General features: G+C 69.5%; 26 protein-coding genes. 12 read left to right on the top strand and 14 right to left on the bottom strand.

From position 1 onward, the window contains the following. The first annotated feature begins 239 nt into the window (after nucleotides 1–239). The 3 genes from ACFU8W_RS20475 (at nucleotide 240) to ACFU8W_RS20465 (ending at nucleotide 2462) form a co-directional block, all read left to right on the top strand. Nucleotides 240–572: a DUF6479 family protein gene (locus ACFU8W_RS20475; protein ID WP_384039001.1), complete on the top strand. Its 333-nt coding sequence runs from the start codon at nucleotides 240–242 to the stop codon at nucleotides 570–572. A 492-nt stretch (nucleotides 573–1064) separates the two neighbouring features. After that, nucleotides 1065–1916 carry a VOC family protein gene (locus ACFU8W_RS20470; protein WP_345513809.1) on the top strand — a complete coding sequence of 284 codons (852 nt, stop codon included), beginning with the start codon at nucleotides 1065–1067 and terminating at the stop codon, nucleotides 1914–1916. A 156-nt stretch (nucleotides 1917–2072) separates the two neighbouring features. After that, nucleotides 2073–2462 carry a VOC family protein gene (locus tag ACFU8W_RS20465; RefSeq protein WP_384038998.1) on the top strand — a complete coding sequence of 130 codons (390 nt, stop codon included), beginning with the start codon at nucleotides 2073–2075 and terminating at the stop codon, nucleotides 2460–2462. Nucleotides 2463–2532: 70 nt separating this feature from the next. On the opposite strand, the gene ACFU8W_RS20460 is transcribed toward ACFU8W_RS20465, so the two are convergent. The 6 genes from ACFU8W_RS20460 to ACFU8W_RS20435 all read right to left on the bottom strand — a co-directional run bounded on the left by ACFU8W_RS20460 (nucleotide 2533) and on the right by ACFU8W_RS20435 (nucleotide 6294). Beyond that, a complete protein-coding gene (locus ACFU8W_RS20460) occupies nucleotides 2533–3033 on the bottom strand; it encodes a GNAT family N-acetyltransferase (protein WP_384038995.1) in 501 nt (166 codons plus the stop codon). A gap of 42 nt (nucleotides 3034–3075) precedes the next feature. Continuing rightward, complete coding sequence (locus ACFU8W_RS20455; RefSeq protein ID WP_384038992.1) at nucleotides 3076–3480, bottom strand: DUF1992 domain-containing protein; 405 nt, start codon at nucleotides 3478–3480, stop codon at nucleotides 3076–3078. 60 nt (nucleotides 3481–3540) lie between these two features. Next, entirely contained in the window at nucleotides 3541–4452 is a 912-nt protein-coding gene (locus ACFU8W_RS20450; protein ID WP_384038990.1) for a hypothetical protein, read from the bottom strand. Nucleotides 4453–4558: 106 nt separating this feature from the next. Then, entirely contained in the window at nucleotides 4559–5356 is a 798-nt protein-coding gene (locus tag ACFU8W_RS20445; protein ID WP_384038987.1) for a tyrosine-protein phosphatase, read from the bottom strand. A gap of 124 nt (nucleotides 5357–5480) precedes the next feature. After that, entirely contained in the window at nucleotides 5481–5798 is a 318-nt protein-coding gene (locus ACFU8W_RS20440; RefSeq protein WP_345513803.1) for an SHOCT domain-containing protein, read from the bottom strand. Between the two features lie 82 nt (nucleotides 5799–5880). Further along, a complete protein-coding gene (locus tag ACFU8W_RS20435; RefSeq protein WP_384039398.1) occupies nucleotides 5881–6294 on the bottom strand; it encodes a DUF6325 family protein in 414 nt (137 codons plus the stop codon). Between the two features lie 634 nt (nucleotides 6295–6928). Here ACFU8W_RS20435 and mutA point away from each other — a divergent pair. From mutA to meaB, 3 genes are read left to right on the top strand one after another with little or no spacing between them, the layout of a single operon-like run. Next, a complete protein-coding gene (gene mutA, locus ACFU8W_RS20430) occupies nucleotides 6929–8788 on the top strand; it encodes a methylmalonyl-CoA mutase small subunit (protein WP_384038984.1) in 1860 nt (619 codons plus the stop codon). Next, nucleotides 8788–10989 carry a methylmalonyl-CoA mutase gene (gene scpA, locus ACFU8W_RS20425; protein WP_384038981.1) on the top strand — a complete coding sequence of 734 codons (2202 nt, stop codon included), beginning with the start codon at nucleotides 8788–8790 and terminating at the stop codon, nucleotides 10987–10989. Before mutA ends, scpA begins: the two co-directional genes overlap by 1 nt. Before the next feature lie 12 nt (nucleotides 10990–11001). After that, complete coding sequence (gene meaB, locus ACFU8W_RS20420; protein ID WP_384038979.1) at nucleotides 11002–12000, top strand: methylmalonyl Co-A mutase-associated GTPase MeaB; 999 nt, start codon at nucleotides 11002–11004, stop codon at nucleotides 11998–12000. A gap of 18 nt (nucleotides 12001–12018) precedes the next feature. Here the strand turns inward: meaB and ACFU8W_RS20415 are convergent, their stop codons facing one another. Continuing rightward, nucleotides 12019–13806: a helix-turn-helix domain-containing protein gene (locus ACFU8W_RS20415; RefSeq protein WP_384038976.1), complete on the bottom strand. Its 1788-nt coding sequence runs from the start codon at nucleotides 13804–13806 to the stop codon at nucleotides 12019–12021. A 177-nt stretch (nucleotides 13807–13983) separates the two neighbouring features. Between ACFU8W_RS20415 and ACFU8W_RS20410 the strand changes: the two genes are divergently transcribed. From ACFU8W_RS20410 to ACFU8W_RS20395, 4 genes are all read left to right on the top strand, one after another. Beyond that, on the top strand, nucleotides 13984–15000 hold the full coding sequence (locus ACFU8W_RS20410) for a hypothetical protein (protein ID WP_384038973.1): 1017 nt from the start codon (nucleotides 13984–13986) through the stop codon (nucleotides 14998–15000). A gap of 310 nt (nucleotides 15001–15310) precedes the next feature. Then, complete coding sequence (gene rho, locus ACFU8W_RS20405; protein WP_384038970.1) at nucleotides 15311–16450, top strand: transcription termination factor Rho; 1140 nt, start codon at nucleotides 15311–15313, stop codon at nucleotides 16448–16450. A 72-nt stretch (nucleotides 16451–16522) separates the two neighbouring features. Further along, nucleotides 16523–17521 (top strand): aldo/keto reductase family protein, encoded by a 999-nt coding sequence (locus ACFU8W_RS20400; RefSeq protein WP_384038967.1) that lies wholly within the window; start codon nucleotides 16523–16525, stop codon nucleotides 17519–17521. A 164-nt stretch (nucleotides 17522–17685) separates the two neighbouring features. Then, nucleotides 17686–18564: a sigma-70 family RNA polymerase sigma factor gene (locus ACFU8W_RS20395; protein ID WP_384038964.1), complete on the top strand. Its 879-nt coding sequence runs from the start codon at nucleotides 17686–17688 to the stop codon at nucleotides 18562–18564. A gap of 107 nt (nucleotides 18565–18671) precedes the next feature. On the opposite strand, the gene ACFU8W_RS20390 is transcribed toward ACFU8W_RS20395, so the two are convergent. The 5 genes from ACFU8W_RS20390 to ACFU8W_RS20370 all read right to left on the bottom strand — a co-directional run bounded on the left by ACFU8W_RS20390 (nucleotide 18672) and on the right by ACFU8W_RS20370 (nucleotide 23677). Then, nucleotides 18672–19016, bottom strand: coding sequence for a VOC family protein (locus tag ACFU8W_RS20390; protein WP_384038961.1), 345 nt, complete (start codon nucleotides 19014–19016; stop codon nucleotides 18672–18674). 117 nt (nucleotides 19017–19133) lie between these two features. Beyond that, entirely contained in the window at nucleotides 19134–20495 is a 1362-nt protein-coding gene (locus ACFU8W_RS20385; RefSeq protein WP_384038959.1) for an NAD(P)/FAD-dependent oxidoreductase, read from the bottom strand. Nucleotides 20496–20628: 133 nt separating this feature from the next. Next, nucleotides 20629–20973, bottom strand: a complete 345-nt coding sequence (locus tag ACFU8W_RS20380) for a hypothetical protein (RefSeq protein WP_384038956.1) — start codon at nucleotides 20971–20973, stop codon at nucleotides 20629–20631. 25 nt (nucleotides 20974–20998) lie between these two features. Beyond that, nucleotides 20999–22717 carry a cytochrome c oxidase subunit I gene (gene ctaD / locus ACFU8W_RS20375; RefSeq protein WP_384039395.1) on the bottom strand — a complete coding sequence of 573 codons (1719 nt, stop codon included), beginning with the start codon at nucleotides 22715–22717 and terminating at the stop codon, nucleotides 20999–21001. Nucleotides 22718–23263: 546 nt separating this feature from the next. Next, nucleotides 23264–23677, bottom strand: a complete 414-nt coding sequence (locus tag ACFU8W_RS20370; protein WP_384038954.1) for an organic hydroperoxide resistance protein — start codon at nucleotides 23675–23677, stop codon at nucleotides 23264–23266. Between the two features lie 119 nt (nucleotides 23678–23796). Here ACFU8W_RS20370 and ACFU8W_RS20365 point away from each other — a divergent pair, with 119 nt between their 5' ends. Next, entirely contained in the window at nucleotides 23797–24312 is a 516-nt protein-coding gene (locus ACFU8W_RS20365; RefSeq protein WP_384038951.1) for a MarR family winged helix-turn-helix transcriptional regulator, read from the top strand. Between the two features lie 351 nt (nucleotides 24313–24663). On the opposite strand, the gene ACFU8W_RS20360 is transcribed toward ACFU8W_RS20365, so the two are convergent. Then, entirely contained in the window at nucleotides 24664–25032 is a 369-nt protein-coding gene (locus ACFU8W_RS20360; RefSeq protein ID WP_345513842.1) for a hypothetical protein, read from the bottom strand. Between the two features lie 136 nt (nucleotides 25033–25168). Continuing rightward, nucleotides 25169–25876 carry a TetR family transcriptional regulator gene (locus tag ACFU8W_RS20355; RefSeq protein ID WP_384038948.1) on the bottom strand — a complete coding sequence of 236 codons (708 nt, stop codon included), beginning with the start codon at nucleotides 25874–25876 and terminating at the stop codon, nucleotides 25169–25171. A gap of 108 nt (nucleotides 25877–25984) precedes the next feature. Here ACFU8W_RS20355 and ACFU8W_RS20350 point away from each other — a divergent pair. Then, nucleotides 25985–26247, top strand: a 263-nt coding sequence (locus tag ACFU8W_RS20350; protein WP_384038945.1) for an electron transfer flavoprotein subunit beta/FixA family protein, incomplete at its 3' end; no start/stop codon positions are given.

Below are 26247 nucleotides of genomic sequence, written 5' to 3'. Positions count from 1 at the left end.
CACCTCGCCGGGGGCCGGCGGGGTGGACCGGATCCTCGGCGGAGGCGATGCCCGAGCCGCCGGACCCGATGGCGAACGACGTCCGGGCAGACCGCTCCGCCAGGGGGAGGAACAAGCAGGTCCGCCGCCCGGCCATCAGGACCACCGAGCAACGAAACTTTTTTTAACCTATGTCCACTTAAAACATGAATTAACAGATATTGCAGAGTGACATCCTCGTGCCGGGGTATTCGGCATGCATGGACGTTTCGAACGGAGCCCTCAGTTCCCTGGCCCTGCCCCTTGCGGCCGGACGGGGCGCGACCGGGGTCGTGATGCCGATTGTCGGAGTGGCCCTGGTGGCCGTGCTGATCGGTGCCTTCTGGCTGGGAATGCGGCGCCGGGACCAGGAACTGCCGCCGCCCCGGCCCGACGAGCAGCCGCCGCGGCCGGACCACCGGACCCACCTCGAAGAGCACGACATCCACGGCGACGACCACTTCCCGGCCGACGGACGGGGACTTTGGCCCTACGAACTCGGTGACCACGGGAACGAGCCCATTCCCCGGGAGAAGGACGAGCCACGCGACTGAAACGGAATCCGACGCGACCGGCTCCGCCCCCGTGAGCCGCGGGAGCACGGGCGCACTGCCCGGCCCGTCGGCGGATCCCCACGACTGTCCCGTTCCGGTCCCCGGTCCGACCGCCGAACAGCTCCGCGAGATGCTTTGCCCACACGCGGGCGCGTATCGCCGACATCCGCAAACGCCTGCGGCAGGGGGTGGGTCGTCGCCCTGCGCAGCCATGTGTCCGGGCCGCCGCTCGTGTCACAGGGGACGGCATCCCGCCCTCCCCGCTTCGAGGCTCTGAGCGCGAACGGCCGGGAGTCCCCCGCGGGTATGGCGACGGACCGATCGTCCTCGGTGTCGCCCCGCTGTGCACTGCCGCCGGGCGGAGTGCGACCTGCTGCCCGCCGTAGGGGGACGGGCCCGGCGTGTTGCGGGAGTGGCCGACCGAAGTGAGGCTGGTAGGGGCCCGACGACCACGGCGCACGCATGCTCAGACCCGATGAAGGCAGTGGGACCATGACCGGAAGCAAACCCAGGACGGTGTCCGCGCCGGCTGCGCTCACAGGGTCGGCCGCCCCCTGCTGGGTCAACCTCATGACCCGCGATCTGGAATCGGCGCAGGGGTTCTACAGCGCCGTACTGGGCTGGACCTTCCGTGCGGGCAAGCTGGGGCAGGAATTCTCCGTAGCGCGCCGCGACGACGTGCCCGTGGCCGGTATCGCCGCGGTGGCGACCGCCTATCAGGTCGCCGTCGCCTGGACGCCCTACTTCGCCGTCCCGGACGCGGACGTGACCGCCTCACGCATCCGCGAACGCAGCGGAACGGTCGCGGTCGGGCCGCTGGCCCTCGGCAAGGGGCGCGGCGCTCTGGCGGCGGATCGCGACGGCGCCGTGTTCGGCTTCTGGGAGCGCACGGAGCCGGCGACCTCTCCCCCGGCGCCGGACAACTACTCGCACGCATGGCTCCGGCTGCGCACCAGGAGCGCCTTCGAGGCGGCGATCTTCTACGGTGAGGTCCTCGACTGGGCGACCGGACGCCCCGGCTGCTGCGAGGTGTCGTACGCAAAGGACGAGGTCATCGTGGAGTGCGGTGGCAGGCAGCTCGCGCGCATCAGCTCCGGGGCGGTCGAGGCGGCACCCGATCCGCTGATCCGTCCGCACTGGCAGGTCCACTTCCCGGTGGACGATGTGGCGGCGGCGGTGTCCACGGCGCGCGAGCACGGGGGCTCGGTCGTCGAGGAGCGGTCGACGACCGAGGGCAGCGAGGCCACGCTGCTGGATCCGGACGGTGGACTGTTCACCGTCACGGACGTCCGGAACCCGGCCGCGGAGATCGTGGAGGTCACGGAGGTGGCGGAGGACGCGTAGACCGGCTGGGAAGGAACTGTTCCGTATCCCCTCCCCCGTACTCACTCGACGGCCCGGCGCCCCTCGCCTACGATCTTGAGTACGGCATCGCGCGTCGGTCACCGGCCGGGTGAGGCGTGGAGGTGCCCGTGAGATGCCCGTTGGAGGCATTCCACAGTGTCAGTCGAGTTGAATCACACCATCGTTCACGCCCGGGACAACCGGGAATCCGCCGAGTTCCTGGCGAACATCCTCGGTCTGGAAATCGGCGCGGAATGGGGCCCGTTCATCCCGCTCGCCACCGCGAACGGGGTCACGCTGGATTTCGCGACCATTCCCGCCGAATCGATCATCACGCAGCATTACGCCTTCCTGACCTCGGAGGCGGAGTTCGACACGGCGTACGCCCGCATCAAGGAACTCGGGATCACCTACTGGGCCGACCCGCACCGGAAGCATCCGGGCGAGATCAACCACAATGACGGTGGACGGGGCATCTACTTCCTCGATCCCGCCGGCCACGCCATGGAGATCATCACACGTCCTTACGGCGGCTTCGCCTCATAGCGGGGCCCGCACACGAGGTGTTCGGCCGGGACCGGGTATCCGGGTCCCGGCCGGACCCTTCTGCGGTCCGTCAGCCGACCGGGAGCATCAGCTCGGGCCGGTCCCACATCACGGCGGGCGGACGGGCCGTCTCGGTGCCGGTCCGCCGGGCACCCACACTGCGGTAGAAGCCCTCGGCAGGCGGATGCGAGACGATGCGGACGCCGGTGAGTCCGGCATTCCGCGCCTCGCCGCGCAGATGCCCGATGAGCAGGCGGCCGATCCCGAGGCCCTGGGCGTCGTCGGCGACGAACATGAGGTCCAGTTCCGGGGGATCGAGGATCAGGGAGTAGAAGCCGAGCAGGCGGCCGGAACCGGACTCTGCCGACTCGACGGCGGCGAACACCCGATGGGTCTCGATGTAGTCGGCTCCCACCCGGTATCCGGCGACCATGGGCGCGTAAGGCCCCTCGTAGGCACGGGAGTTCCTGACCAGTCGGGTGAGACGCTTCGCGTCGCCCACCGTCGCCCGCCGGACCCGCACCGCACGGCGACCCACCTCGCCACTCGACGACGTAACACTCGATCTCATAGAGGGAGTATTACGCACCAGCGGACGGGCCGCCGCCCCTACCTACACCGAGCCGCGTCCGGCACGCCACTCCCCGACCACCGCGTCGATGTCGAACGGGCGCAGATTCAGCAGCGGCCCCGGCGGCGGCCGCCGGATCGCCGCCTCGATCTTCTCGTTGACCTCGGTGAGCATCCGGCGCACCTCGGCCTCCGAACGGGCTCCGGACACCGCCTCGCGCACATCCTCCGCCTCCTTGCGCAGGGCCAGGGCCGGCGGGAGCATCGATACGCCTTCGCGCTGCATCTTCGCCTTGATCCACCAGGCTTCGTCGTACGGGCGGTCGATATCGGGCAGCGGCTTGCCGAAACCCGGCAGTTGGGAGAAGTCGCCGCGCTCCTCGGAGTCGCGGATCTGCTTGTCGACCCATGATTCGAAGCTGACCCCCGGGGGTTTGCGCTCGGTCACCGTACGCCCCTCTCGGAGAACCCATGATCCCGTCCCCCCACGATACCGAGGGGCGGCCCCTCAGTGCTGGTGCTCGCTGTTCGCCCCGGTCGGGGTCCTCACCGAGGGTTCCACCTCGACCGTGAAGGCGGCGGTGCGGACCTTCCCCTCGTGCTGGAAGTCGAGGAACAGGCGGTACGTGCCCGCACTGGGCGCCGTCGCCGTGAAGGAGACCGCCGGTCCGGGACCGCCGTCGTTCGGGTGGACGTGCAGATAGGCGAGGTCGCCCGAGCGCAGGGCGACCAGGTGCCCGTAAGCGCCGAGATAGGGCTGCAGATCGGTGACCGGCTTTCCGTTGCGGCTGATGGTCAGTTCGAGTTCGCTCTCCCGGCCGGCCCGGAGTTCGCCACCGAGGGCGACCCGGTAGTCCTCGACCTCGGCCGTGGTGCGGGCGACGGGCGGAGCGGCGGGGCGATAAGCGCCGGAGACCGGGAGATCCGCGCCCAGCGTGAGGTTCTCGGCGCCTTCGACGGCCGGGGTGAAGTCCGCGAATACCCGGTAGTCACCGGCTTTCGGCAGATCGACGGAGGTCGACCAGGTGCCGTCGGCCGCGCGGACGGGGTGCAGATGCCGGTACTCGGTGAGGTCGCGCGAGGCGAGGATGAAATGCAGTTCCTTGCCGTGTTCGCGCCGGAAGGCGGTGACCTTGCGACCGGCGTCGTCCTCGATCGCGAACCGGATCCCGGTTCGGCCACCAGCGGCGACCGCGGGCGTGTCGAGCGCCAGCGTGTAGCCGCCCTCGGATATCTGCAGTCCGCCGGGCCCGTGCTCGGCGGCGCCGTCCCGCCCGGTTGCGACGTGGCCACCGTGCTGCTTCGGCGCGTGAGCGCCGGTGGAGACCAGCGGGTCGGCCCCCTTGCCGACGCCGTACGCCGTCCCGAAGGTCGCGGCAAGCGCGGCGGCAAAGACGGTGATCTTCAGTCCGTTGTTCATGACGGCCTCCATCGACGGGGAAGCGGGCGCTTCCTACAGGCCAACAACATACCCCCTAGGGGTATCAAGTCAACCCGCTGATGCCTTGTCGACGGCCGTTCCGTGATCAGGTGGAGACCACGAGCCGGCTCCGCAGCCGCTCCACCACGGGCTCGGGGATCCGCAGCCCGTTGCGCACATATCCGTCGAGCCCGCCCCACCGCTCGTCCATGGCATCCAGGGCGACGTCGAGATAGCGGGGGCGGACCTCGATGATCGCGGCGGCGATCTCCGGGTCGCCCCCTGCGTCCAGGAAGCCCTGCACATACGGACGGAAGGCGGTCCGCACCACCGGGTTCACGGCAAGGAACTCGGCACGTACGACCTCACGCGACGCCCCGACCATCAGCAGGAGCAACGCGGTGGCCCAGCCGGTGCGGTCCTTGCCCGCCGTGCAGTGGAAGAGCACCGGACGGGCCCCGTCGTCCGCGGCTGTCTCGACGAAGGCCCGGTACGCGGCCGAGGCGCCCGGCGACAGCACCATCTGCCGGTATGTCTGCGCGAACAGCTCCTCGGCCTTTCCGCCCCCGAGCAATTCGTCCGCGGCCACCCGGTCGGCGAGCAAAGCGCGCAGCCGGGCGGGGGCCACGCCCGGCTTGTCACCGAGGACGTCGGCGACGAACAGCCGGGCTCCCGGCGGCAGACGGTCCGGGGCCGCCGTGCGCTCATCCGCGGTCCGCAGGTCGACGACCGTACGGATGCCGAGGGCGGTCACTGCCGGGTCGTGCACTGTGTCGAGCTCACTGAGCTGACCGGAGCGCACTACAGCACCGGGCCGGACGCGGCGATCGGGACCCAACGAAATGCCGCCGAGGTCGCGCATATTGATGACAGTGGCTGCCGGAACGGGCCTGGCGGTCTGCACGATGAACTTCCCCTTACTCCGGACACGGCTGATGAATTGATTCGGCTCGGCCGAATCAATTCGCAGACTGCCGGGAGATCGACAAAGGAAAACGCCGGGAACGGGGCGGTGGGCGGCGGCCGGGTCAGCCTGCCAGAATCTTCGCCTTCTGCGCCTCGAACTCGGCTTCGGTCAGAACACCTTGCTTCTTCAGCTCGGCCAGCCGTTCCAGTCGGTCGAGGAGGTCGTCCGCCGCAGGCGCGGCCGGTGCCATCTGCTGCTGCATGGACTGTTGCTGTTGTACGGCCCGCTGGTCCTCCACCTGTTGCTGCGCGACCACCTCCTGGGCTCCCCACTTCTCCTGCTGGCGCCTCTGGACCCGTCCACCGACCGCCGATGCGGTTCCGGCGACGACGGCTGTGCGCGCCACGGTGCCCAGCAGTCCCGGTCCGCGGCGGTTCATGCCCGGTCCTCGGAAAATCGGCATGATGTGCGCCCCTTCCAGTGCGATGCGGTGATGACGACGGTTGGCCGGCAGGGCGGGTTCAGCCGGCGGAACCGGAGGCGGCCACGGCCGCTTCCGCGACGTCGGCCGGGATCCGCTCATGGGCCACCAGCCGGCCGCCCGAGGCACGAACGGCCTCCGTCAGCGGTACCGCCCACAGGTCCTCCCACACGATCAGCGCGGCGGAGCTGCCCCGCGGAACGCTCTCGCCGAGGGCGCGGATGTCCTCGCTGTTCAGCAGGCCGCTGACCACTCCCTCGACCGGCTCGAAGGACACCAGGTCATCAGGGTCCAGGTCCTCCAGTTCGACCATGTCGAGCGTGCCGTCCTCGGCGCGGTACACAAACGTGAGGTCGAGAATCCGCACCGCCTTCGAGGCGACCGCGTCCGCCAGCGCCGGCGCGATGGCCCCGGTGAAACGACTGCCGGGGAATGCGACGACGAGGTACTCCACTGGTCCCACAGCCACGGGCGTTTCCTCTCCTGAGGGATGGAATGTCAGCAGCATAACTTCGGTTATTTACCGCCGCACTGTGACAATTTGCCCGCGGCAGCGACCTCAGTGGCAGCCCCGGGCAGAGGGCGACGGGGGCGTACGCCGTGCTGGACAGGGGGCTCAAGCGCGGGAAGAGTGCGCCGGTCCGGGGCACCCGGGCGCCATCGCGACCGCGCGAGGCCGGCAAGGTGACGCCGAGGCGAAACGCGGCCCCGGCGCGCGGGATGAGGCCACGCGTTCCGCCCTCGGAACGCACCGGGTCCCGGCCGCCAGCGGGACGGCAGCCGCTTTCGTCGCGACGACTCCGGCGTCCACCCAGTGGCGGGCCGTATCGGGAAAGCCCCCAGCAGACGCGCACCGCCCACCCAACCACACAGGACCGCATATGCGACAAGATTCCCGGAATGATCTCGCAAGTGCAATGAAGGAAAGAGATTCATGGCGCACATGCCAGCAAGAATTCAGGAAACACCAAGTCCCTGACGGCTCTCCGGCTACGCCACTGTCCGTACTGGATCAAGCGCGTTGAGGGAGGGCAAGGTCACAGGCGGTCCCCCTGCTGCTCATCTGAGCCTTCGCCTAGCATCCAGGCATGACGGTCCTGCCTGCTGACGGGCTTTCGTTGGCCGCCGAGTTCCCTGATCCAGCCCATGAGCAGTGGCAGAGCCTTGTCGAAGGTGTGCTGCGCAAGTCGGGCAAGGACGTCGCGGGTTCGGCCGCCGAGGAAGCGTTGTCCACCACGGTGGAGGACGGGCTCATCACCCGCCCTCTCTACACCTCGCGCGATGACGCGCCCGATGCCGGATATCCGGGCTTCGCTCCCTTCACCCGCGGCAGCAAGGCCGCTGGGAACGCGGCGGGCGGCTGGGACGTGAGGCAGCTGCACAGCCTGACGGATCCGGGCCGGCTGAACGAGGCCGTGCTCGCGGATCTGGAGAACGGTGTCACGTCGCTGTGGCTGACCGTCGGCGGTACCTCGGGTGTGCCGGTGTCCGGTCTGGCGCGGGCGCTGGAAGGTGTCCACCTCGATCTGGCTCCGCTCGCGATCGACGCGGGCGGTGAACTCGACGCCGCGGCAACGGAACTGCTCCGGCTGTATCAGGCGCGCGGAGTTGCCCCCGCATCGGTGCACGGCAGTCTCGGCGCGGATCCGCTGGGGCAGGCGGCACGCAGCGGTGATGCTCCGGACCTGACGGCCGCCGTGCACTGGGCGAAGCGGTGCGCGAAGGAGTACCCCGGGCTGCGGGCTCTGACAGTGGACGCGCTGCCGTACCACGAGGCCGGTGGCTCGGCCGCCCAAGAACTGGGCAGTTCGCTGGCCACGGGTGTGGCCTATCTGCGTGCGCTGACCGGGACGGGGCTCTCCGTCGAGGCGGCCTGCGCGCAGGTCGAGTTCCGCTACGCGGCGACGGCCGACCAGTTCCTGACCATCGCCAAGCTGCGGGCGGCGCGCCGGCTGTGGGCGCGGGTGGCCGAGGTGTGCGGGGCGCCGGGCGCCGGTGCGCAGCGTCAGCACGCGGTGACGTCGCCGGTGATGATGACGCGGCGCGATCCGTGGGTGAACATGCTGCGGACGACGCTGGCGTGTCTGGGCGCGGGAGTCGGCGGGGCCGACTCCGTCACCGTGCTGCCGTTCGATCACGCGCTGGGTCTGCCGGACGCGTTCGCCCGGCGCATCGCCCGCAATACGTCGACGATCCTGCTGGAGGAGTCGCATCTGGCCAGGGTCATCGACCCGGCGGGCGGATCCTGGTACGTGGAGCGACTGACATCCGAACTCGCCGACGCGGCCTGGGCGTTCTTCCAGGAGATCGAGCGGGCGGGCGGTCAGGCCTCGGCGCTGGGCTCCGGCCTGGTCGGCGAGCGGCTGGCGGCCACCTGGGCGGCGCGCAGCAAGGATCTGGCTCGGCGCAAGGAGCCGATCACCGGGGTCAGTGAGTTCCCTCAGCTGGCGGAGCGTCAGCTGGAGCGCGAGACGGCTCCCGGCGCCGGTGGTGCGTCGGGCGGTCTGCCCGTGGTCCGTCGTGACGAGGCGTTCGAGGCGCTTCGCGCGCGGTCGGACGCCCATCTGGCGGCGACGGGCAGCCGCCCACGGGTGTTCCTCGCCGCCATCGGACCCACGTCTGCGCACACCGGGCGAGCCACGTTCGCCGCCAACCTGTTCCAGGCGGGCGGGATCGAGCCCGTGCACGACCCGGTGTCGGTGGACGCGTCGACGGCCGCCGGAGCCTTCGCCGCCAGTGGGGCAGGTGTGGCGGTGCTCTGTTCCAGCGACACGCTCTACGCCGAACAGGCCGGTGCCGTGGCCTCGGCGCTGCGCGCGGCCGGTGCGCAGCGGGTCTTCCTCGCGGGCCGGCCCGCCGAGTATCCCGACGTCGACGCGTACGTCTTCGCGGGCTGCGATGTGGTGGCCGTGCTCTCCTCCGTTCTCGACCGTATGGGTGTGGCGTAATGCGGATCCCCGACTTCTCCGACATCGAACTCGGGCCGGGCAACGGCGCCAAGGGGTCCGAGGACCAGTGGCGCACAGCGGTGAAGGAGTCCACCGGCGACCCCGAAGGCGATCTGCTGTGGGAGACGCCGGAGGGCATCCCGGTCAAGCCGCTGTACACCGGGCGTGACCTGGAAGGGCTCGACTTCCTCGGCACATACCCCGGTATGGCCCCGTATCTGCGCGGCCCCTACCCGACGATGTACGTCAACCAGCCCTGGACGATCCGACAGTACGCGGGTTTCTCCACGGCTGAGGAGTCCAACGCCTTCTACCGCCGCAACCTCGCAGCAGGGCAGAAAGGACTCTCCGTCGCCTTCGACCTGCCGACCCACCGCGGCTACGACAGCGACCATCCGCGGGTGACCGGCGATGTCGGCATGGCGGGCGTGGCGATCGACTCGATCTATGACATGCGCCAGTTGTTCGACGGCATTCCGCTGGACCGTATGACGGTGTCGATGACGATGAACGGCGCGGTGCTCCCCGTACTCGCGCTGTACATCGTGGCCGCCGAGGAGCAGGGCGTACCGCCCGAGAAGCTGGCCGGGACCATTCAGAACGACATCCTCAAGGAGTTCATGGTCCGCAACACCTACATCTATCCGCCGAAGCCCTCGATGCGGATCATCTCCGACATCTTCGCGTACACCTCGCAGAAGATGCCGCGCTACAACTCGATCTCCATCTCCGGCTATCACATCCAGGAAGCGGGTGCGACGGCCGACCTGGAGCTGGCGTACACCCTCGCGGACGGGGTGGAGTATCTGAGGGCCGGGCGGGACGCCGGTCTCGATGTCGACGCGTTCGCACCGCGGTTGTCCTTCTTCTGGGCCATCGGCATGAACTTCTTCATGGAGATCGCGAAGCTGCGGGCGGCCCGGCTGCTCTGGGCGAAGCTGGTCAAGGAGTTCGACCCGAAGAACACCAAGTCCCTTTCGCTGCGCACCCATTCGCAGACATCGGGATGGTCGCTCACCGCGCAGGACGTGTTCAACAACGTCACACGGACCTGTGTGGAGGCGATGGCCGCCACCCAGGGGCACACACAGTCGCTGCACACCAACGCCCTCGACGAGGCCCTCGCGTTGCCGACGGACTTCTCGGCGCGGATCGCCCGGAACACCCAGCTGCTGTTGCAGCAGGAGTCGGGTACCGGCCGGGTCATCGACCCGTGGGGCGGCAGCGCGTATGTGGAGAAGCTGACGTACGACCTGGCGCGACGGGCGTGGCAGCACATCGAGGAGGTCGAGGCGGCGGGCGGGATGGCGCAGGCCATCGACGCGGGCATCCCGAAGCTCCGGGTGGAGGAGGCCGCGGCCCGCACACAGGCCCGGATCGACTCCGGGCGGCAGCCGGTGATCGGGGTCAACAAGTACCGGGTGGAGACCGATGAGCAGATCGATGTGCTCAAGGTCGACAACTCCTCGGTGCGCGCCCAGCAGATCGAGAAGCTGCGGCGGCTGCGCGCGGAGCGCGACGAGGGGGCCTGCCAGGCGTCGCTGCGAGCACTGACGGCGGCTGCCGAGCGCGGTCCCGGCCAGGGCCTCGACGGCAATCTGCTGGCGCTCGCGGTCGACGCAGCCCGCGCGATGGCCACGGTCGGCGAGATCTCGGACGCTCTGGAGAAGGTGTACGGGAGGCACGCCGGCCAGATCCGTACGATCTCCGGTGTGTACCGCAACGAGGCTGGGGAGTCACCTTCCGTGGACCGTACCCGGACGCTGGTCGACCGGTTCGAGGAGGCGGAGGGGCGCCGTCCGCGCATCCTGGTCGCCAAGATGGGCCAGGACGGCCACGACCGGGGTCAGAAAGTGATCTCGACGGCCTTCGCCGACCTGGGCTTCGACGTCGACGTCGGCCCGCTGTTCCAGACTCCGGCGGAGGTGGCGCGGCAGGCGGTCGAGGCGGACGTCCACATCGTGGGTGTCTCCTCGCTGGCGGCCGGACATCTCACCCTCGTACCGGCGCTCCGTGAGGAGCTGGCCGCCGAGGGCCGCGACGACATCATGATCGTCGTGGGCGGGGTGATCCCGCCGCAGGACGTCGAGGCGCTGCACGAGGCGGGTGCGACGGCCGTGTTCCCTCCCGGCACGGTGATCCCCGACGCCGCCTTCGATCTGGTGACGCGCCTCGGTGCCGCGCTCGGCCATGAGCTGTGAGCCGCTGACCCGATGGCTCCGACGATCGATATCGACAGCTATGTGAAGGGAGTGCTCGACGGGAAGCGGGCGCACATCGCGCGCGCCATCACTCTCGTCGAGTCCACCCGCCCCGATCACCGGACCCTGGCCCAGCAGTTGCTCCGCGAGCTGCTGCCGCGGTCCGGCAAAGCCCGGCGCATCGGCATCAGCGGGGTGCCCGGGGTCGGTAAGTCCACTTTCATCGACGCACTCGGCACAATGCTCACCGGGCTCGGGCACCGGGTCGCGGTGCTGGCGGTCGATCCGTCCTCCAGCCGCACCGGCGGTTCCATCCTGGGCGACAAGACCAGGATGGAACGGCTCGCGGTCGATCCGGCGGCATTCGTACGCCCCTCCCCCACTGCCGGGACACTGGGCGGGGTGGCCAAGGCGACCCGGGAGTCCATCGTGGTGATGGAAGCCGCGGGTTACGACGTGGTGCTGGTGGAGACGGTCGGCGTGGGCCAGTCGGAGACGGCCGTGGCCCAGATGGTCGACACCTTTCTGCTGCTCACGCTGGCCCGTACCGGTGACCAGCTGCAGGGCATCAAGAAGGGTGTCCTGGAGCTGGCGGACGCCATCGCGGTGAACAAGGCCGACGGTCCGCACGAGCGGGACGCGCGTGCGGCGGCCCGTGAACTGGCGGGCGCACTACGGCTGATGCACCCGGCCGAAGCGGCGTGGACTCCCCCCGTGCTGACGTGCAGCGCCCGTGAATCGACCGGTCTCGACACCCTGTGGGAGCGGCTGGAGCAGCACCGTGCGCTGCTGGACTCGACGGGGCGGCTCGCCGCCAAGCGGCGCGAGCAGCAGGTCGACTGGACCTGGACGATGGTCCGGGACGAGCTGCTGGACAGTCTGCGCAGCCATCCCGAAGTCCGCGCCCTCACGCCGACTCTCGAACAACGCGTGCGTGACGGCGAGTTGACGGCGACACTCGCCGCCGAGGAGATCCTCGCCGCGTTCCGGGGCGAGGCGCGCAACGGCTGATCCGCGGTTCCTCGGCCCTCACCCCGCCGTGCGGTGCATGGTGAGGGCCAGGTGGACCTGGAGCCCGTGGTCGCCGTGGCGCCACTGCGGGTCGAGGAGCGACGAGATCCGGTCGATGCGCTGGTAGAGCGTGTTGACGTGGACGTACAGAGCGGTGGCGGTGCGGCCCAGATTGCCGTCACAGGTGAAGTAGGTGAGCGCGGTCCGCACGAGATCGCTGCCGCGGGTCGCGTCGTGGTCGACCAGCGGGCCGATCGTACGGCGGACGAACCGGTCGAGTTCGTCACGGCCCGCGGGGCCGAGCAGGATGCCGTGAATGCCGAGGTCCTCGCGGCAGGCTCCCTCGCCGGCGCGGTCCAGGGCGATCAGTACGTCCAGACAGCGGGCCGCGTCGCGGTGTGCCTCGACGACAGCCGCGGCGCCGGGTGCGGCCCGCTCCGCGCCGACCGTGACGGGGTGTCCGGTCGCGGTGGTCAGGGCTTCGGCGAGGGTGCGGGCGGCGCCGCCGGGGTCGTCTGCGCCCGGCAGCAGCACCACGGTGTTGCCGCCGTACTCGCCCACGACACCGCCGGACCCGGCCGCATGACCACCCGCCAGTTCCGTGATGCGGCGGCGTCTGCCGTGGTTCCCGCCACGGACCACCAGCACCGCGTGGCCGCGCTCCAGGTCGAGGCCGACGAGCGCGGCCCGGCGGCGCAGCCCTTCGGGGTCACGGTGCGGGGCGCCGAGCAGGTCGTCGAGGATCTCGCCGCGCAGCCGGTGCTCCGCCTCGGCGACCGTGCGCTCGCCGAGCAGCATCAACGCGGCTGCCTGCGCGGCCCGTTCGAGGGCGTGGATGTCGGAGGCGTCGAGTCCGCCGCGTACGAACAGCAGCGTTCCGAGGTGCTCGTCGGCGGCAACGATCGGGGTGACACAGGCAGTTCCGCGTACGGCGGAGCTGCGACGCATGCGTGCCTGTGCCATCTCCGCCACGAGAGCTTCCCGTTCGGGTGGTGCGGCGCCGGCTGCGGCGAGCGGCCGGTCCTGTGCGTCGAGGACGAGGACGCTGCCGCGCAGCACCTCGGCGAGCGCCGTGGCGAGTCCCGTCGGTCCGCCGCCGTCGAGGGCGACGGCGGTGAGCCGTTCATGGACGGCGGCGGTCTTGCGGACCTCCTCGAAGAGGGTGGCGTTCTCGATGGCGAGAGCGGCGTGGTTGGCGAGGGAGATGAGCAGGTCGACCTCCTCGGGCGAGAACGGTCGAACCCTGCGGTTGGCGGCGAACAGCACGCCGTACACCTGATCACCGAATTTCAGCGGCACGCCCTGGATGGCCACCAGCCCCTCGGCGCCGATGACGCCGTCCACGTACGGGGTGTGCTCGAAGCGGGCGTCGTTGGGGTAGTCGGCCGTGTGGTAGGGCACGGCGGTCGCGGCGACAAGTCCGCCGAGACCGGTGCCTGCGGCGAGTCTCCCGGTCTTGAAGCCGTCCGTCGTGATGCCGTCGGTGACGCGTACGTACGTGTCTCCCTCCTCCGGGTCGGAGAGCAGCAGGTACGCGACGTCGGTTCCGACGAGGGTGCGGGCGCGGCGCACGATGGCCTGCAGGACGTCCTCCAGATCGCGCAGCGAGGCAAGGTCGCCGGCGGTCTCGTAGAGCCCGGCAAGCGCGGCCTCGCGGCGGCGGTGAGCCGCAAGCCGGGACCGTATCTCCAGGGCTTCGTCGACCAGTTCCGGTTCGGCGCCGACCGCGCGGAACGCCGCCTCGTCGGCTTCCTCGCACAGCAGGCGGAGCAGAACGGCGGTGGCAGTCGTACGAGTCGTCGTCACCTGCCCAGTGATACCGCAGCGTTCCGGCAGTGACCCCCGCGCGACGGAGAAAATCTCCACTCATCGGGCGCCGATGGCGTGGCTCACCTCCATTTCCCGGAGGGCGGTGCACGGCCAACCATGGCCCCGTCCGTCTCCGTTCCCCGAGAGCGAACCCCCCACAGTGAAGGAGAGCGCATGATGAAGTTCCGCTCCCTGCGAGCCGCCGCCGTCACCCTCGCAGCCGCACTGGTCGCGGCCCTGGGACCCACCGCCCCCGCCCATGCGGGTGAACCGGGCCTCCCTCGCCTCCACATCACCGACACCTATGTCACCGGGATCTCCTCCGGCGGCTTCATGGCCTCGCAGCTGCAGGTCGCCTACTCGGGCACGTTCAAGGGCGCGGCCATTGTCGCCGCGGGTCCGTACTACTGTGGCAAGGGCGGCATCGTCGTCGGCCTGGTCGCCTGCGGTGCGGGCTTGATCTCCACCGACCCGGAAGGCCTCGAGCAGATCGCACGGCGCTGGTCGGCAGAGGGCCGGATCGACCCGGTGTCGAACCTCGCGGGCAAGCCCGTTTACACATACCACGGCACGAAGGACCCCCTCGTGCAGACGTCGGTGAGCGACGAAGGGGTGCAGTTCTACCGGGACTTCGGCGCCCGGACCGCGTACCACGACACCGACCCCGCAGGGCACGGCTGGCCCACTCCGAACGCCCCCCTGAGCTGCGGCACCACGTTCTACCCGTTCCTGATCAACTGCGGGAACGACCCGCAGGGCGAGATGCTCGGCCACTGGCTGGGACAGGTGAACGCACCCGCCGCCACGCAGTCGGGCACCATCAGCAGGCACGACCAGAACCGGTACGTGCCGGGCGGACTGGCCCAGTGGTACAGCATGGGCAGCAGCAGCTTCCTCTACACGCCGGACTCCTGCGCCGCCGGGGCCGCCTGCAAGCTGGTTGTCGCGCTGCACGGCTGCCTCAGCGACAACACGTTCGTCGGTGACCGGTTCGCCCGCGAGTCCCATCTCAACGAGTACGCGGACACCAACAAACTGGTGATCCTGTACCCGCAGACCGACATCAGCCTGCTGCGCGGCAACCCGCAGGGCTGCTGGGACTGGTGGGGGTACACGGGCGGCGACTACGCGCAGAGGTCGGGACCGCAGATGCGGGCGATCCTCAACGAGGTGCATGCGCTCGGCGGCTGAGCGCGGGTGAGCAGGTCAGGGGCGGTGGCTGCGGGGCGGCCACCGCCCCTCCTGTATTCCCGGCGCGATTCGCGTCCGGCGGGTGGTACAGTGCGCATGGCACGTGTGTACGCCCCGGTTTTGGGCGCCGGTGCCGGTTCTCCTTTCTGATGCTGTTTCTCCCGTCCTTCCCGGCCGGCGACGCAGCCTTCCGCACCACCTTCTTCCAGTCCGGTACGGACTTTCCTGCCCGTCGTCCGGGGCGTGATCACACCGCCCCTCACACCCGCCGGGCCCCTCATTCGCCATGTCCGCGAAAGGACCACCCCGCATGACCACCACACTCGAACGCTCCCTCAACCAGCAACCGACCCCCACCACCGTCACCGGTGTCCTGGACATCACGCGCCAGGGGCACGGTGCCCTGCGCACCGACGGCGGCCACCCGTCCCCCGCCGACGTGCAGGTGTCCGTCGGCCTCGTCCGCCGGTACGGCCTGCGCAGGGGCGACCTCGTCGAGGGACCCTGCGACCGGGCCCGCTCCCTCACAGCGGTCGAGCGCGTGAACGGACGCACCCCGCAGGCGCTGCGCGACCGGCCGCACTTCGCCGATCTCACCCCCCTCCACCCCCGGCAGCGGCTGCGCCTGGAGACGCCCGGCGGCAGCCCGGCGACGCGCGTCATCGATCTCGTCGCCCCGGTCGGCAAGGGACAGCGCGGGCTGATCGTCGCCCCGCCCAGGACCGGAAAGACCGTGCTGCTGCAGCAGATCGCCGCCGCCGTCGCGGCCAACCACCCCGAGTGCCATCTGATGGTGGTGCTGCTCGACGAACGCCCCGAGGAGGTCACCGACATGCGCCGCTCCGTGCGGGGTGACGTGCTCGCGTCGACTTTCGACCGGCCCGCGAAGGAGCACATCGCACTCGCCGGACTCGCGGTGGAGCGTGCGAAGCGGCTCGTCGAGCAGGGGCAGGACGTCGTGATCCTGCTCGACTCGCTGACCCGGCTCTGCCGGGCCCACAACAACGCCGCCACCGCCGGTGGCCGCACCCTCAGCGGTGGTGTCGACCCCACTGCCCTGCTCGGCCCCAAGCAGCTCTTCGGCGCCGCCCGGCTCACCGAGGAGGGCGGCTCGCTGACCATCCTCGCCACGGCGCTGGTGGACACCGGTTCCCGCGCCGACGACTTCTTCTTCGAAGAGCTCAAGAGCACCGGCAACATGGAACTCCGGCTGGACCGCACGATGGCGGACAAGCGGGTCTACCCGGCCGTGCACATTCCGCAGTCCGGCACCCGCCGCGAGGAACTGCTGCTCCCTGCCGCCGAACTGGCCGCCGTCCGAGGTCTCCGGGGCGCACTGCACACCCGGGACGCGCAGGCGACCCTCGAAGTGCTGCTGGACAGGATCCGGCAGACCCCCGACAACGCGACGTTCCTCCGCCGCATCCGCGGCACCGTCCCCGCCGCCTGAACCTTCCCGGCGGAAGCAGAACCCTCGGCATAGCATGACGTGTTCACGTATCAGCACAGGGAGAGCAGGCACATGGAATTCCGCCGACTCGGCCGCAGCGGTCTGACGATCAGTGAGATCGCCTACGGGAATTGGATCACCCACGGCTCCCAGGTGGAGGAGGAGGCGGCCGTCGCCTGTATCCGCGCCGCCCTGGACGCCGGAATCACCACTTTCGACACGGCGGACGTCTACGCCGAGACCCGCGCCGAGGCCGTCCTCGGCCGGGCGCTCAAGGACCAGCGCCGCGAGGGCATCGAGGTGTTCACCAAGGTCTACTTCCCGACCGGTCCGGGGCAGAACGACCGCGGCCTGGGCCGCAAGCACATCCTCGAATCGATCGACAACTCCCTGCGTCGACTGCAGACCGACTACGTGGACCTGTACCAGGCGCACCGCTACGACCACTCCACGCCGCTGGAGGAGACCATGGAGGCGTTCGCCGACGTGGTCCGCTCCGGCAAGGCCCTCTACATCGGCGTCTCCGAGTGGACGGCCGACCAACTGCGCGCCGGACACCGGCTGGCCCGCGAGCTGAACGTTCCGTTCATCTCCAACCAGCCGCAGTACTCGGCCCTGTGGCGGGTCATCGAGGCCGAAGTGGTGCCCGCCTCCGAGGAGCTCGGCGTCGGTCAGATCGTCTGGTCGCCGATCGCCCAGGGCGTGCTGACGGGCAAGTACAAGCCGGGGGCGCAGCCTCCGGCAGGCTCTCGGGCGACCGATGAGAAGGGCGGTGCGGACTTCGTCGCCGGGTGGCTCCGCGACGAAGTCCTGGAGCGCGTCCAGCAGTTGCGGCCGCTCGCCGACGAAGCCGGTCTGAGCCTTGCGCAGCTGGCCGTCGCCTGGGTGCTGCAGAACTCCAACGTCTCCGCCGCGATCATCGGCGCCTCCCGGCCCGAGCAGGTCACGGAGAACGCGAAGGCGGCGGGCGTGACGTTCGACGCGGACCTCCTCAAGGCCATCGACGACGTTCTGGAGCCGGTGGTGGAACGGAACCCGGCGCTGACCGCGGGCCACGGGGGCAACGACTGAGTCGACCGGTCACCCGCGACGGGGAGGGCCGGGCACACCGTCCGGGTGACCCCGCCCTCCCCGTCCGGGGCGTTCCGACGGTGTGTCGGCGTGCGCCCCCGGTCACAACGTGCTGGTCCCATGGGTCACACGTACGACACTGCGCGACGTAAGGAACGTGACCGATGGACGAACAGGAACTTCTGGCGGGGCGCTTCGAGCAGCACCGGCCCCGGCTCAGGGCGGTGGCCTACCGGATGCTCGGATCGGCGGCCGAGGCGGACGACGCCGTCCAGGAAACCTGGCTGCGGCTCACCCGCACCGACGCCGAAGCGGTGGAGAACCTCGGTGGGTGGCTCACGACAGTGGTCGCCCGCGTGTCGCTCAATATGCTGCGCGCCCGCGACACCCGGCGTGAGGACCCCTGGGAGACGCACCGGCCGGAACCCGCCGTGGAACACCGGGACGGCACCGGTCCCGAACAACAGGCGGAGCTCACCGAGTCGGTCGGTCTGGCGATGCTCGTGGTGCTCGAGACGCTGTCGCCGGCCGAGCGCCTGGCGTTCGTGCTGCACGACATGTTCGCCGTGCCGTTCGACGAGATCGCACCCATTGTGGAACGCACCCCCGCCGCGACCCGCCAACTCGCCAGCCGTGCGCGCCGACGCGTCCAGAGCACCGTGCCGATGCCGGCTCCCGGGTCGGATCCCGCCCGCCGTCGCGAAGTCGTCGACGCGTTCCTGGCCGCGTCGCGCAAGGGCGACTTCGAGGCGTTGCTGGCCCTGCTCGACCCGGACGTCGTCCTGCGCGTCGACGCCGCGGCCGCCCTGTCGGGCGCGGCCGCTGCCGTCGGGGCCCAGGCGGTCGCCGACACGTTCTCGGGGCGTGCCAAGGCGGCGCAGCCGGCGCTGATCGACGGTGTTCCGGGCGCCGTCTGGGCTTCGGCCGGGAAGCCGCGGGTGGTCTTCGACTTCACCGTCGAGGACGGCAGGATCGCCTCGATCGACCTCCTCGCCGACGCCGATCACCTCGGCCGGATGGATGTACGGATCCTCGACGCCTGAGCGCCCGGCCGGCTGGGCCCGCTGTTCGTCGCAGCAGCGGGCCCAGGTCCTGTCGCCGAACATCCGTCGTCGCCCGCAGAAGCGGTCAGACGACGGGACCTCGGGACTCAGGCGGGCTGGATGAGGCCGATCGCATTGCCGTCCACGTCCTTCAGCGAGGCGGTGAGCTTGCCACCGCCGACGTCCTGGATCGCCTGCACGGTCTCCGCACCCGCTTCGAGGAGCTTCTTCACGTCGGCCTCGATGTCGTCCACGTGCCAATAGGCGAGCGGACCGGTCATCCCCCTGCTGTGGCCGTGGGGATCCAGACCGATGTCCTGACCGGCGACCCGGTAGCCGACGTAGTACGGCTCGTCCATCACGGGCTCCGCCCCCAGCAAGGTGTTGAACAGGGACTTTGCCCCGGCCAGGTCCTTGACGGGGTAGATGATCGTCTTGATGCCTGCGGTCATGGCGTGCTCCTCGTGTCGCGTGTTCTGCTGCCTGTCACACCGACGGAACTCCGTCCGTCGGTGCTATGACACGCGCCGCCGAAGGAATGTGACCGGACCCGATGAGGAATTCCGAAATCAGCCGCGGGCGGTCATCGACGCTGTGTGCTCACGGACCTGTGCCGGCGTGAGATAGGCGTCCGTGTACTCGAAGTCGCGCAGCGTGGCGGGATGCCTGGCCTGGAATCCGGTGCGTACGAAATCGTCACCGGCGATCGCGTTGAGCATCCAGTTGGTCATGACCCGGGCCTTGGCCACATTGGTGCGCAGCGCCGACCAGTGATAGCCACGGGCCACGGCCTGCGCGGTGATGCCATGCATCTCGATACCGAGCGGCTTGGAGACCGCGTCCTTGCCGCCGAGGTCCACGACGAGCCCGAGGTCCCTGTGGACGTACGGCTTCAGCGGCTGGTGGCGCAGAGTCGCGATCAGGTTGTCGGCGAGCCTGCGTCCCTGGCGCATGGCGTGCTGCGCGGTGGGCGGGCAGACCGCGCCGTCACCCTTGATCAGATCCGGGACGGCGGCGGCATCGCCGAGCGCGAAGACGCCCTCGAACCCCGGCAGGGTCATCTCGGGTGTCACTGCCAGCCGGCCCCGTACCGTTTCGGCGTCGAAGGTGGCGACCAGCGGGCTCGCGGTGACACCGGCCGTCCAGATCAAGGTGCGGCAGGGCAGTACGCGGCCGTCGGTGAGTGTCACCCTGTCCGGTCCGGCTTCGGCGACGGAAACGCCGAGCGATACCTCGATGCCGCGCTCGCGCAGGACTGCCAGGGCGCTGAGCCCGAGCTTGTCCCCCAGCTCGGGCATCAGCTTCGAGGCGATGTCCACCAGGTGCCACTTGATGAGCTTCGGGTCGAGCCGGGGGTACTGCCTTACGGCGTTCATGGTGATCCGCTGCAGACACGCCGCGGTCTCGGTGCCCGCGTAGCCGCCGCCGACGACGACGAACTGCAGCCGGGAGGCCCGTTCCTCCTCGTCGTGGCTGGCGTCCGCCAGGTCGAGCTGGGCGATCACATGGTCGCGTACATAGGCGGCCTCGGCCAGCGTCTTCATGCCGCGGGCGTTGTCGAGCAGCCCCGGGATGTCGAACGTACGGGTGACGCTGCCGGGGGCGAGGACGATGTAGTCGTACGGTTCGTCGACGATCTCGTCGGTGATCTTACGGATGACGCAGATCTTCGCCTTCGGGTCCACTCCGATCGCTCCGCCGGGGATGATCCGGGTGCGGTGCCGGCGGCTGCGGCGCAGCGACACCGCGACCGATTGCGGGGTGAGGACACCCGCGGCCACCTGGGGCAGCAGTGGCAGGTAGAGCTGATAGGAGTTCGGGGCGACGAGCGCGATGTCCGCCTCGCCGAGGTTGAGTCGGCGCTCCAGTCGGCGTACGCACTCGACCCCGCCGAATCCGGCGCCGACGACGAGAATCCTGGGTCGTGCCACGGTGTTCGTCCCTTCTCGGGTCTGCGCGGTCGCCCGTACTCCTGCCCGGTCACACGCGCCCATCACCCCTCATCCTCACGAACCACGGCCGACTTCGCCCGCTGAGGGCGGCGGAACGGACGACGGCACGGAGTCAGCGGGTCAGCAGGGTGAGGGCTGCGCAGGTGCAGCTGACCGCGCATGCGGTGACGACGGCGGTCGCGACACAGCGTGCTCTGAGCGCGCGGTAGCGGTCGTTGTACTCGCCGCGCAGTTCCATGGCGCGGGCCGAGATCCGGGACAGCATCGCCCGGGATGCGGCAACCCGCTCCGCCGTGTAGACGCGTTCCACGTCCTCACGCTGGGCCGTGGTGAGCCAGGGCAGCTCCCCGGTGAACCGGGCAGCCCGCCTGCGCGCCTCCTCGACCTCGGCGTTCCACAGCAGGTAGCCCTCCATCTGTGCCAGACCGCGGGCGGTGCTGTCCTTGTCGTCGTCCATTCATCCTCCTTTCACCGGGGCTCCGTCACGCCGGGTTCCGCCCCGGACCCCCGGGGGCGGTGTGCGAGCGGTTCTGCGCCTCGTCGAGGGTGCGTACGGCGGGGTGGTGCAGGTCGAACGCCGGGGATTCGGAACGGATCCGCGGCAGGGTGAGGAAGTTGTGCCGCGGGGGCGGGCAGGAGGTCGCCCACTCCAGCGAACGGCCGTAGCCCCACGGGTCGTCGACCTCGATCTTCTTGCCGTACTTGGCGGTCTTCCACACGTTGTAGAAGAACGGCAGCAGCGACATTCCGAGGAGGAACGAGGAGATCGTCGAGATCGTGTTCAGCGCGGTGAAGCCGTCGGCGGCGAGGTAGTCCGCGTAACGACGCGGCATGCCCTCCGCACCGAGCCAGTGCTGCACCAGGAACGTGCCGTGGAAGCCCACGAACAGCGTCCAGAACGACATCTTGCCGAGCCGCTCGTCCAGCATCTTGCCGGTGAACTTCGGCCACCAGAAATGGAATCCCGCGAACATCGCGAAGACCACGGTGCCGAACACCACGTAGTGGAAGTGCGCGACGACGAAGTACGAGTCCGAGACATGGAAGTCCAGCGGCGGCGAGGCCAGGATGACGCCGGTCAGACCACCGAAGACGAAGGTCACCAGAAAGCCGATGGACCAGAGCATCGGAGTCTCGAAGGACAACGATCCCTTCCACATCGTGCCGATCCAGTTGAAGAACTTCACCCCGGTCGGTACCGCGATCAGGAACGTCATGAACGAGAAGAACGGCAACAGCACGCCGCCGGTGACGTACATGTGGTGCGCCCACACGGTGATCGACAGGCCCGCGATGGCGATGGTGGCGCTGATCAGACCGATGTAGCCGAAGACCGGCTTGCGGCTGAAGACGGGGATGATCTCGGTGACGATGCCGAAGAACGGCAGCGCGATGATGTACACCTCCGGATGGCCGAAGAACCAGAAGAGGTGCTGCCAGAGCAGCGCGCCGCCATTGGCCGCCTCGAATACATGCGCACCGAACTTGCGGTCCGCCTCCAGCACCAGAAGGGCCGCTGCCAGCACCGGGAAGGCCAGCAGGACCAGCACAGCGGTCAGCAGGACGTTCCATACGAAGATCGGCATCCGGAACATCGTCATGCCGGGTGCGCGCATGCAGATGATCGTGGTGATGAAGTTGACCGAACCGAGGATCGTACCGAAGCCGGAGAAGGCCAGACCCATGATCCACAGGTCGCTGCCGATGCTGGGCGAATGGACCGCGTCGGTCAGCGGGGAGTAGGCGAACCAGCCGAAGTCCGCCGCCCCCGCCGGAGTCAGGAAGCCGGCCACCGCGATGATCGAGCCGAAGAGGTACAGCCAGTACGCGAACATGTTCAGCCGCGGAAAAGCCACATCGGGCGCGCCGATCTGCAGCGGCATGATCCAGTTCGTGAACCCGGCGAACAGCGGCGTCGCGAACATCAGCAGCATGATCGTGCCGTGCATCGTGAACAACTGGTTGAACTGCTCGTTCGACACGATCTGCGTGCCGGGACGGGCCAGCTCCGCGCGCATGATGAGTGCCATCACGCCGCCGACGACGAAGAACGCGAACGAGGTGACCAGGTACAACGTGCCGATCGTCTTGTGATCGGTGGTGGTCATCCACCTGACGACCACATTGCCCGGTTCCTTGCTCCGTACCGGCAGCTCGTTCGCGTACGACTCGTCTGCCTCGTCCGCCCCAGCTGTGCCCATCGTCGTCACTACGACGCTCCTTCGATCGGTCCTTCGCGGGTGGACTCGGCACCCGGCGAGGCGCCGCTCCCACCGGGGCGGCCGGCAGGTCCCCCGGCGCGTCGCGCCAGCCTCCTGGTGCAGCAAACCAGCCACGGGACCGACGTGGGCTGCCCGGCGCCCACCATGGCGTGACATTCACCCATCAGGGTGCGCTGAACCGCCGCGGTGTCCGGTCCGGATCAGCCAGGGACCCGGCGGTACCAAGGGGCGGTCGGGGCATTCGCAGCCGTGTGCGCTCCGGCATGCGGCGGCACGGGCGTCACCGTCGGCGGGGCATCCGGCACCGTCGATGTCACACGTCCCCAACTCAGCTTCCGTGCCAACTCAGCTTCCGTGAGGCCGGTATGGGCAAGGTCGATGTCGAACGGTCAGCGTCTGCCCACACAGGGCGTCAACCCGCCTCGGAGGGTGCCCGGCGGATCGACGCCGACCGGCGGGGTGAGACGTGGAGCCGGCGGAGGGGGCCCGACCCCGGGACGTCGGCCCTGCTCCGCCCGGAGTCCACTACTCGATGACGAGCTCGACCGGGATGTTGCCGCGAGTCGCGTTGGAATAGGGGCAGACCTGGTGAGCCTGCTCGACCAGCTTGCGGCCGGTGGCCTCGTCGACGGTCCCGGGCAGCTCCACTCGCAGCGTGACCGCGAGGCCGAAACCCTCCCCCAGCTTGCCGATGCCGACTTCGCCGGTCACGGCGGCGTCGCTGACGTCGACCTTGGCCTGCCGGCCGACAAGGCCCAGGGCACTTGCGAAGCAGGCGGCGTAACCGGCGGCAAACAGCTGCTCAGGGTTCGTGCCCTGGCCGCTCCCACCCATCTCCACCGGAATGGCCAGCTGCAGATCCAGCTTGCCGTCGGGGGTGACGGCGCGGCCCTCGCGGCCGTGGGTGGCGGTGGCGACGGCGGTGTAGAGCGCTTCCATGGAAACCATCCCTCTTGAAAGTCGTGTTCCAGCGGCGCTGTCCGGCCGCTTCCCCATCATGAAAGCACACAATTAAGTTGTGCACAATTGAATGGGGAGCGCGGGGGTACGCTGGATTCATGACCTTCACGCCCGGCCCGAGCCGCGAAGCCCCGTCCGAGGCCGACTACCTCCGCCTCGACCAGCAGATCTGCTTCTCCCTGAACGCCGCCTCACGCGCCTTCGGCGGCATCTACCGCGTCCTGCTCAAGGACCTCGGGCTCACCTACCCTCAGTACCTGGTGATGCTGGCGCTCTGGGAGCACGGCGAACTGCCGGTGAAGAAGCTGGGCATGTATCTGCGACTGGACTCCGGCACGCTGTCGCCGCTGCTGAAGCGCTTGGAGGCAGCGGGCCTGGTACGGCGCGAGCGCAGCGCCCAGGACGAGCGCTCGGTGCACATCGACCTCACCGACGAGGGCGCCGCACTGCGCGAGCGGGCGCTCGCCGTCCCCCGCCGGATCGCCGCGGCAACCGGCTTCGGTCTCGACGAAATCACCGATCTTCAGGCCCGCCTCAACCGCCTCACAGCAGCGCTGGACACAGCGGTACTGGAGGAGAACCCGAGCTGCGCCGGCGAAGCATTCGAGGACTGACGCCGTACAGCGAGCAGGCGGACAGGACCTCCCGAACACGCGCCCAGGAATCGGCCTGGTGAATCATGGCCGGACAACCCCCGATCCACCGTGCAGGCCCATGCCCGGCCCATGCGGCGATGGCCGACATCGGCGAGCACAGTGCGGGGGGCCACGGCGGCCCCGGGCCCACAACGGCCCCGCGTCGGCCGGGCCGGACCGGCCCCGGCGATACCCGGCCCCATCAAGCCGCAGCCCATGACGCCGATTCTGCCGAGCTCGCGCATACTCATGCTCGCATGTCCTCCCGGCAGGCAGCCCCGGCCGCCGGAGGGGTCCGGTCCGGGGCATCCGGTTGCCTAGGGGACCGGCCTACCGCCATTCGGCATACGCGCCGGGGTCGCAGAGTTCGAGGACGATCTCACCCGTCTCCGGGGCACCTTCCGCCACGGGTCGCACCCGCGCGCCGACGTGCACCAGGTGCGGGGCGGCGCCCACGACACGGCACCGGAACACGAACCCTTCGGGCAGCCGGACGAGGGACTCGTTGCGTGCCGCCTCTGTGTAGCGGTGCACCACGCTGGTCCGTACGACGACGCCGAGGCCGTCGCTGCGCACGGAATCCAGATCGCTCGACGCGCACACAGGGCACAGAAGCCGCCTGAAGGACGCGGTGCCGCACCAGCGGCAGAGCTGATGGATCAGTCCGGCTTCACCCTGCGCCGCCGGTGCGGCACCGATCGCTGAAACGGAGTGGGACACGTCTCGACCCCCTGAACTCGGCTCGGTGCGTCAGCGTCGTGGCTCGACACAGACGCACACGCATCGTATGGCACTGAGTGTCGAGACGTAAAGGTACTGAGTTCCTTCTCTGTGATCAGTCCTCGGCGAGAACCGACTCGATCCTCTGCACCACACGCCACATCGGCGTGCTCTTGGAGGCGACCACCACGACGACCTCGTCGTCGTCCGCGGTCGGCCCTGCGGCGCCCGCGGCCTTCGCCCCCCAGACTTCCTGCACGACACCGAGGGCATGGTCCACCGCGGCCTCGGCGTCACCCTCGCCACCCGAACGCAGCCACGACCGCAGGCCGTTGTTGTGCGCGGCGACCACGGCAGCGGCGATCACCTCGGCGTGCAGCGGGCCGTCCGGCGTGCCGACGTAGCGACCCCGCAGGTATTCGGCCATCGTCCGTTCGTAGCGGCGCACCACGGACAACTCGTAGGTACGCAGGCCGGGAACCTCCCGCGTGAGGTGGTAGCGCTGGACCGAGAACTCCGGATTCGCCGCATACATCCGCAGGACGAGCCGGGCCGCATCGCACACCGTGCTCACCGGGTCGCCTTCGTCGGCCGCCTCCAGAAGCGCGGTCATGTCGGCGAGGCAGCGCTCGTGGTCGGGGAAGACCACGTCCTCCTTGGAGGGGAAGTACCGGAAGAAGGAACGCCGTCCGACCCCGGCCCGCGCAACGATGTCGTCCACGGTGGTCCGCTCGAAGCCCCGTTCCAGGAAGAGCTGGAACGCCGCTTCGGCGAGCACCTCCCGCATGGGGGGTTTCTTCACTGGTCTGCGCGCCTCGGTCATGCCCGGAACCTAACACCAATACCGGCCGTTCGACACTACGTACCTTTACAGAGGGTACTGAGTGCCATATGGTCATCTCAGGACCCACACCCAAGTAGGAGAGCCGGCGTGAGCTTGAGGATCGTTGTCTGTGTGAAGTATGTGCCCGATGCCACTGGTGACCGGCACTTCGCTGATGACCTGACGCTGGACCGTGAGGATGTGGACGGTCTGCTGTCGGAGCTCGATGAGTACGCGGTGGAGCAGGCGCTGCAGATCGCCGATGAGGCGGACGACGCGGAGATCACTGTGGTGACGGTGGGTCCGGAGGATGCCAAGGACGCGTTGCGCAAGGCGCTGTCGATGGGTGCGGACAAGGCTGTTCATGTCGA

This window comes from Streptomyces sp. NPDC057565 (genome assembly GCF_042801455.1).
Taxonomy (GTDB): domain Bacteria; phylum Actinomycetota; class Actinomycetes; order Streptomycetales; family Streptomycetaceae; genus Streptomyces; species Streptomyces yanii.
Note: the sequence above shows the minus strand (reverse complement) of the source record. Positions and strands in the feature narration are given on the sequence as shown.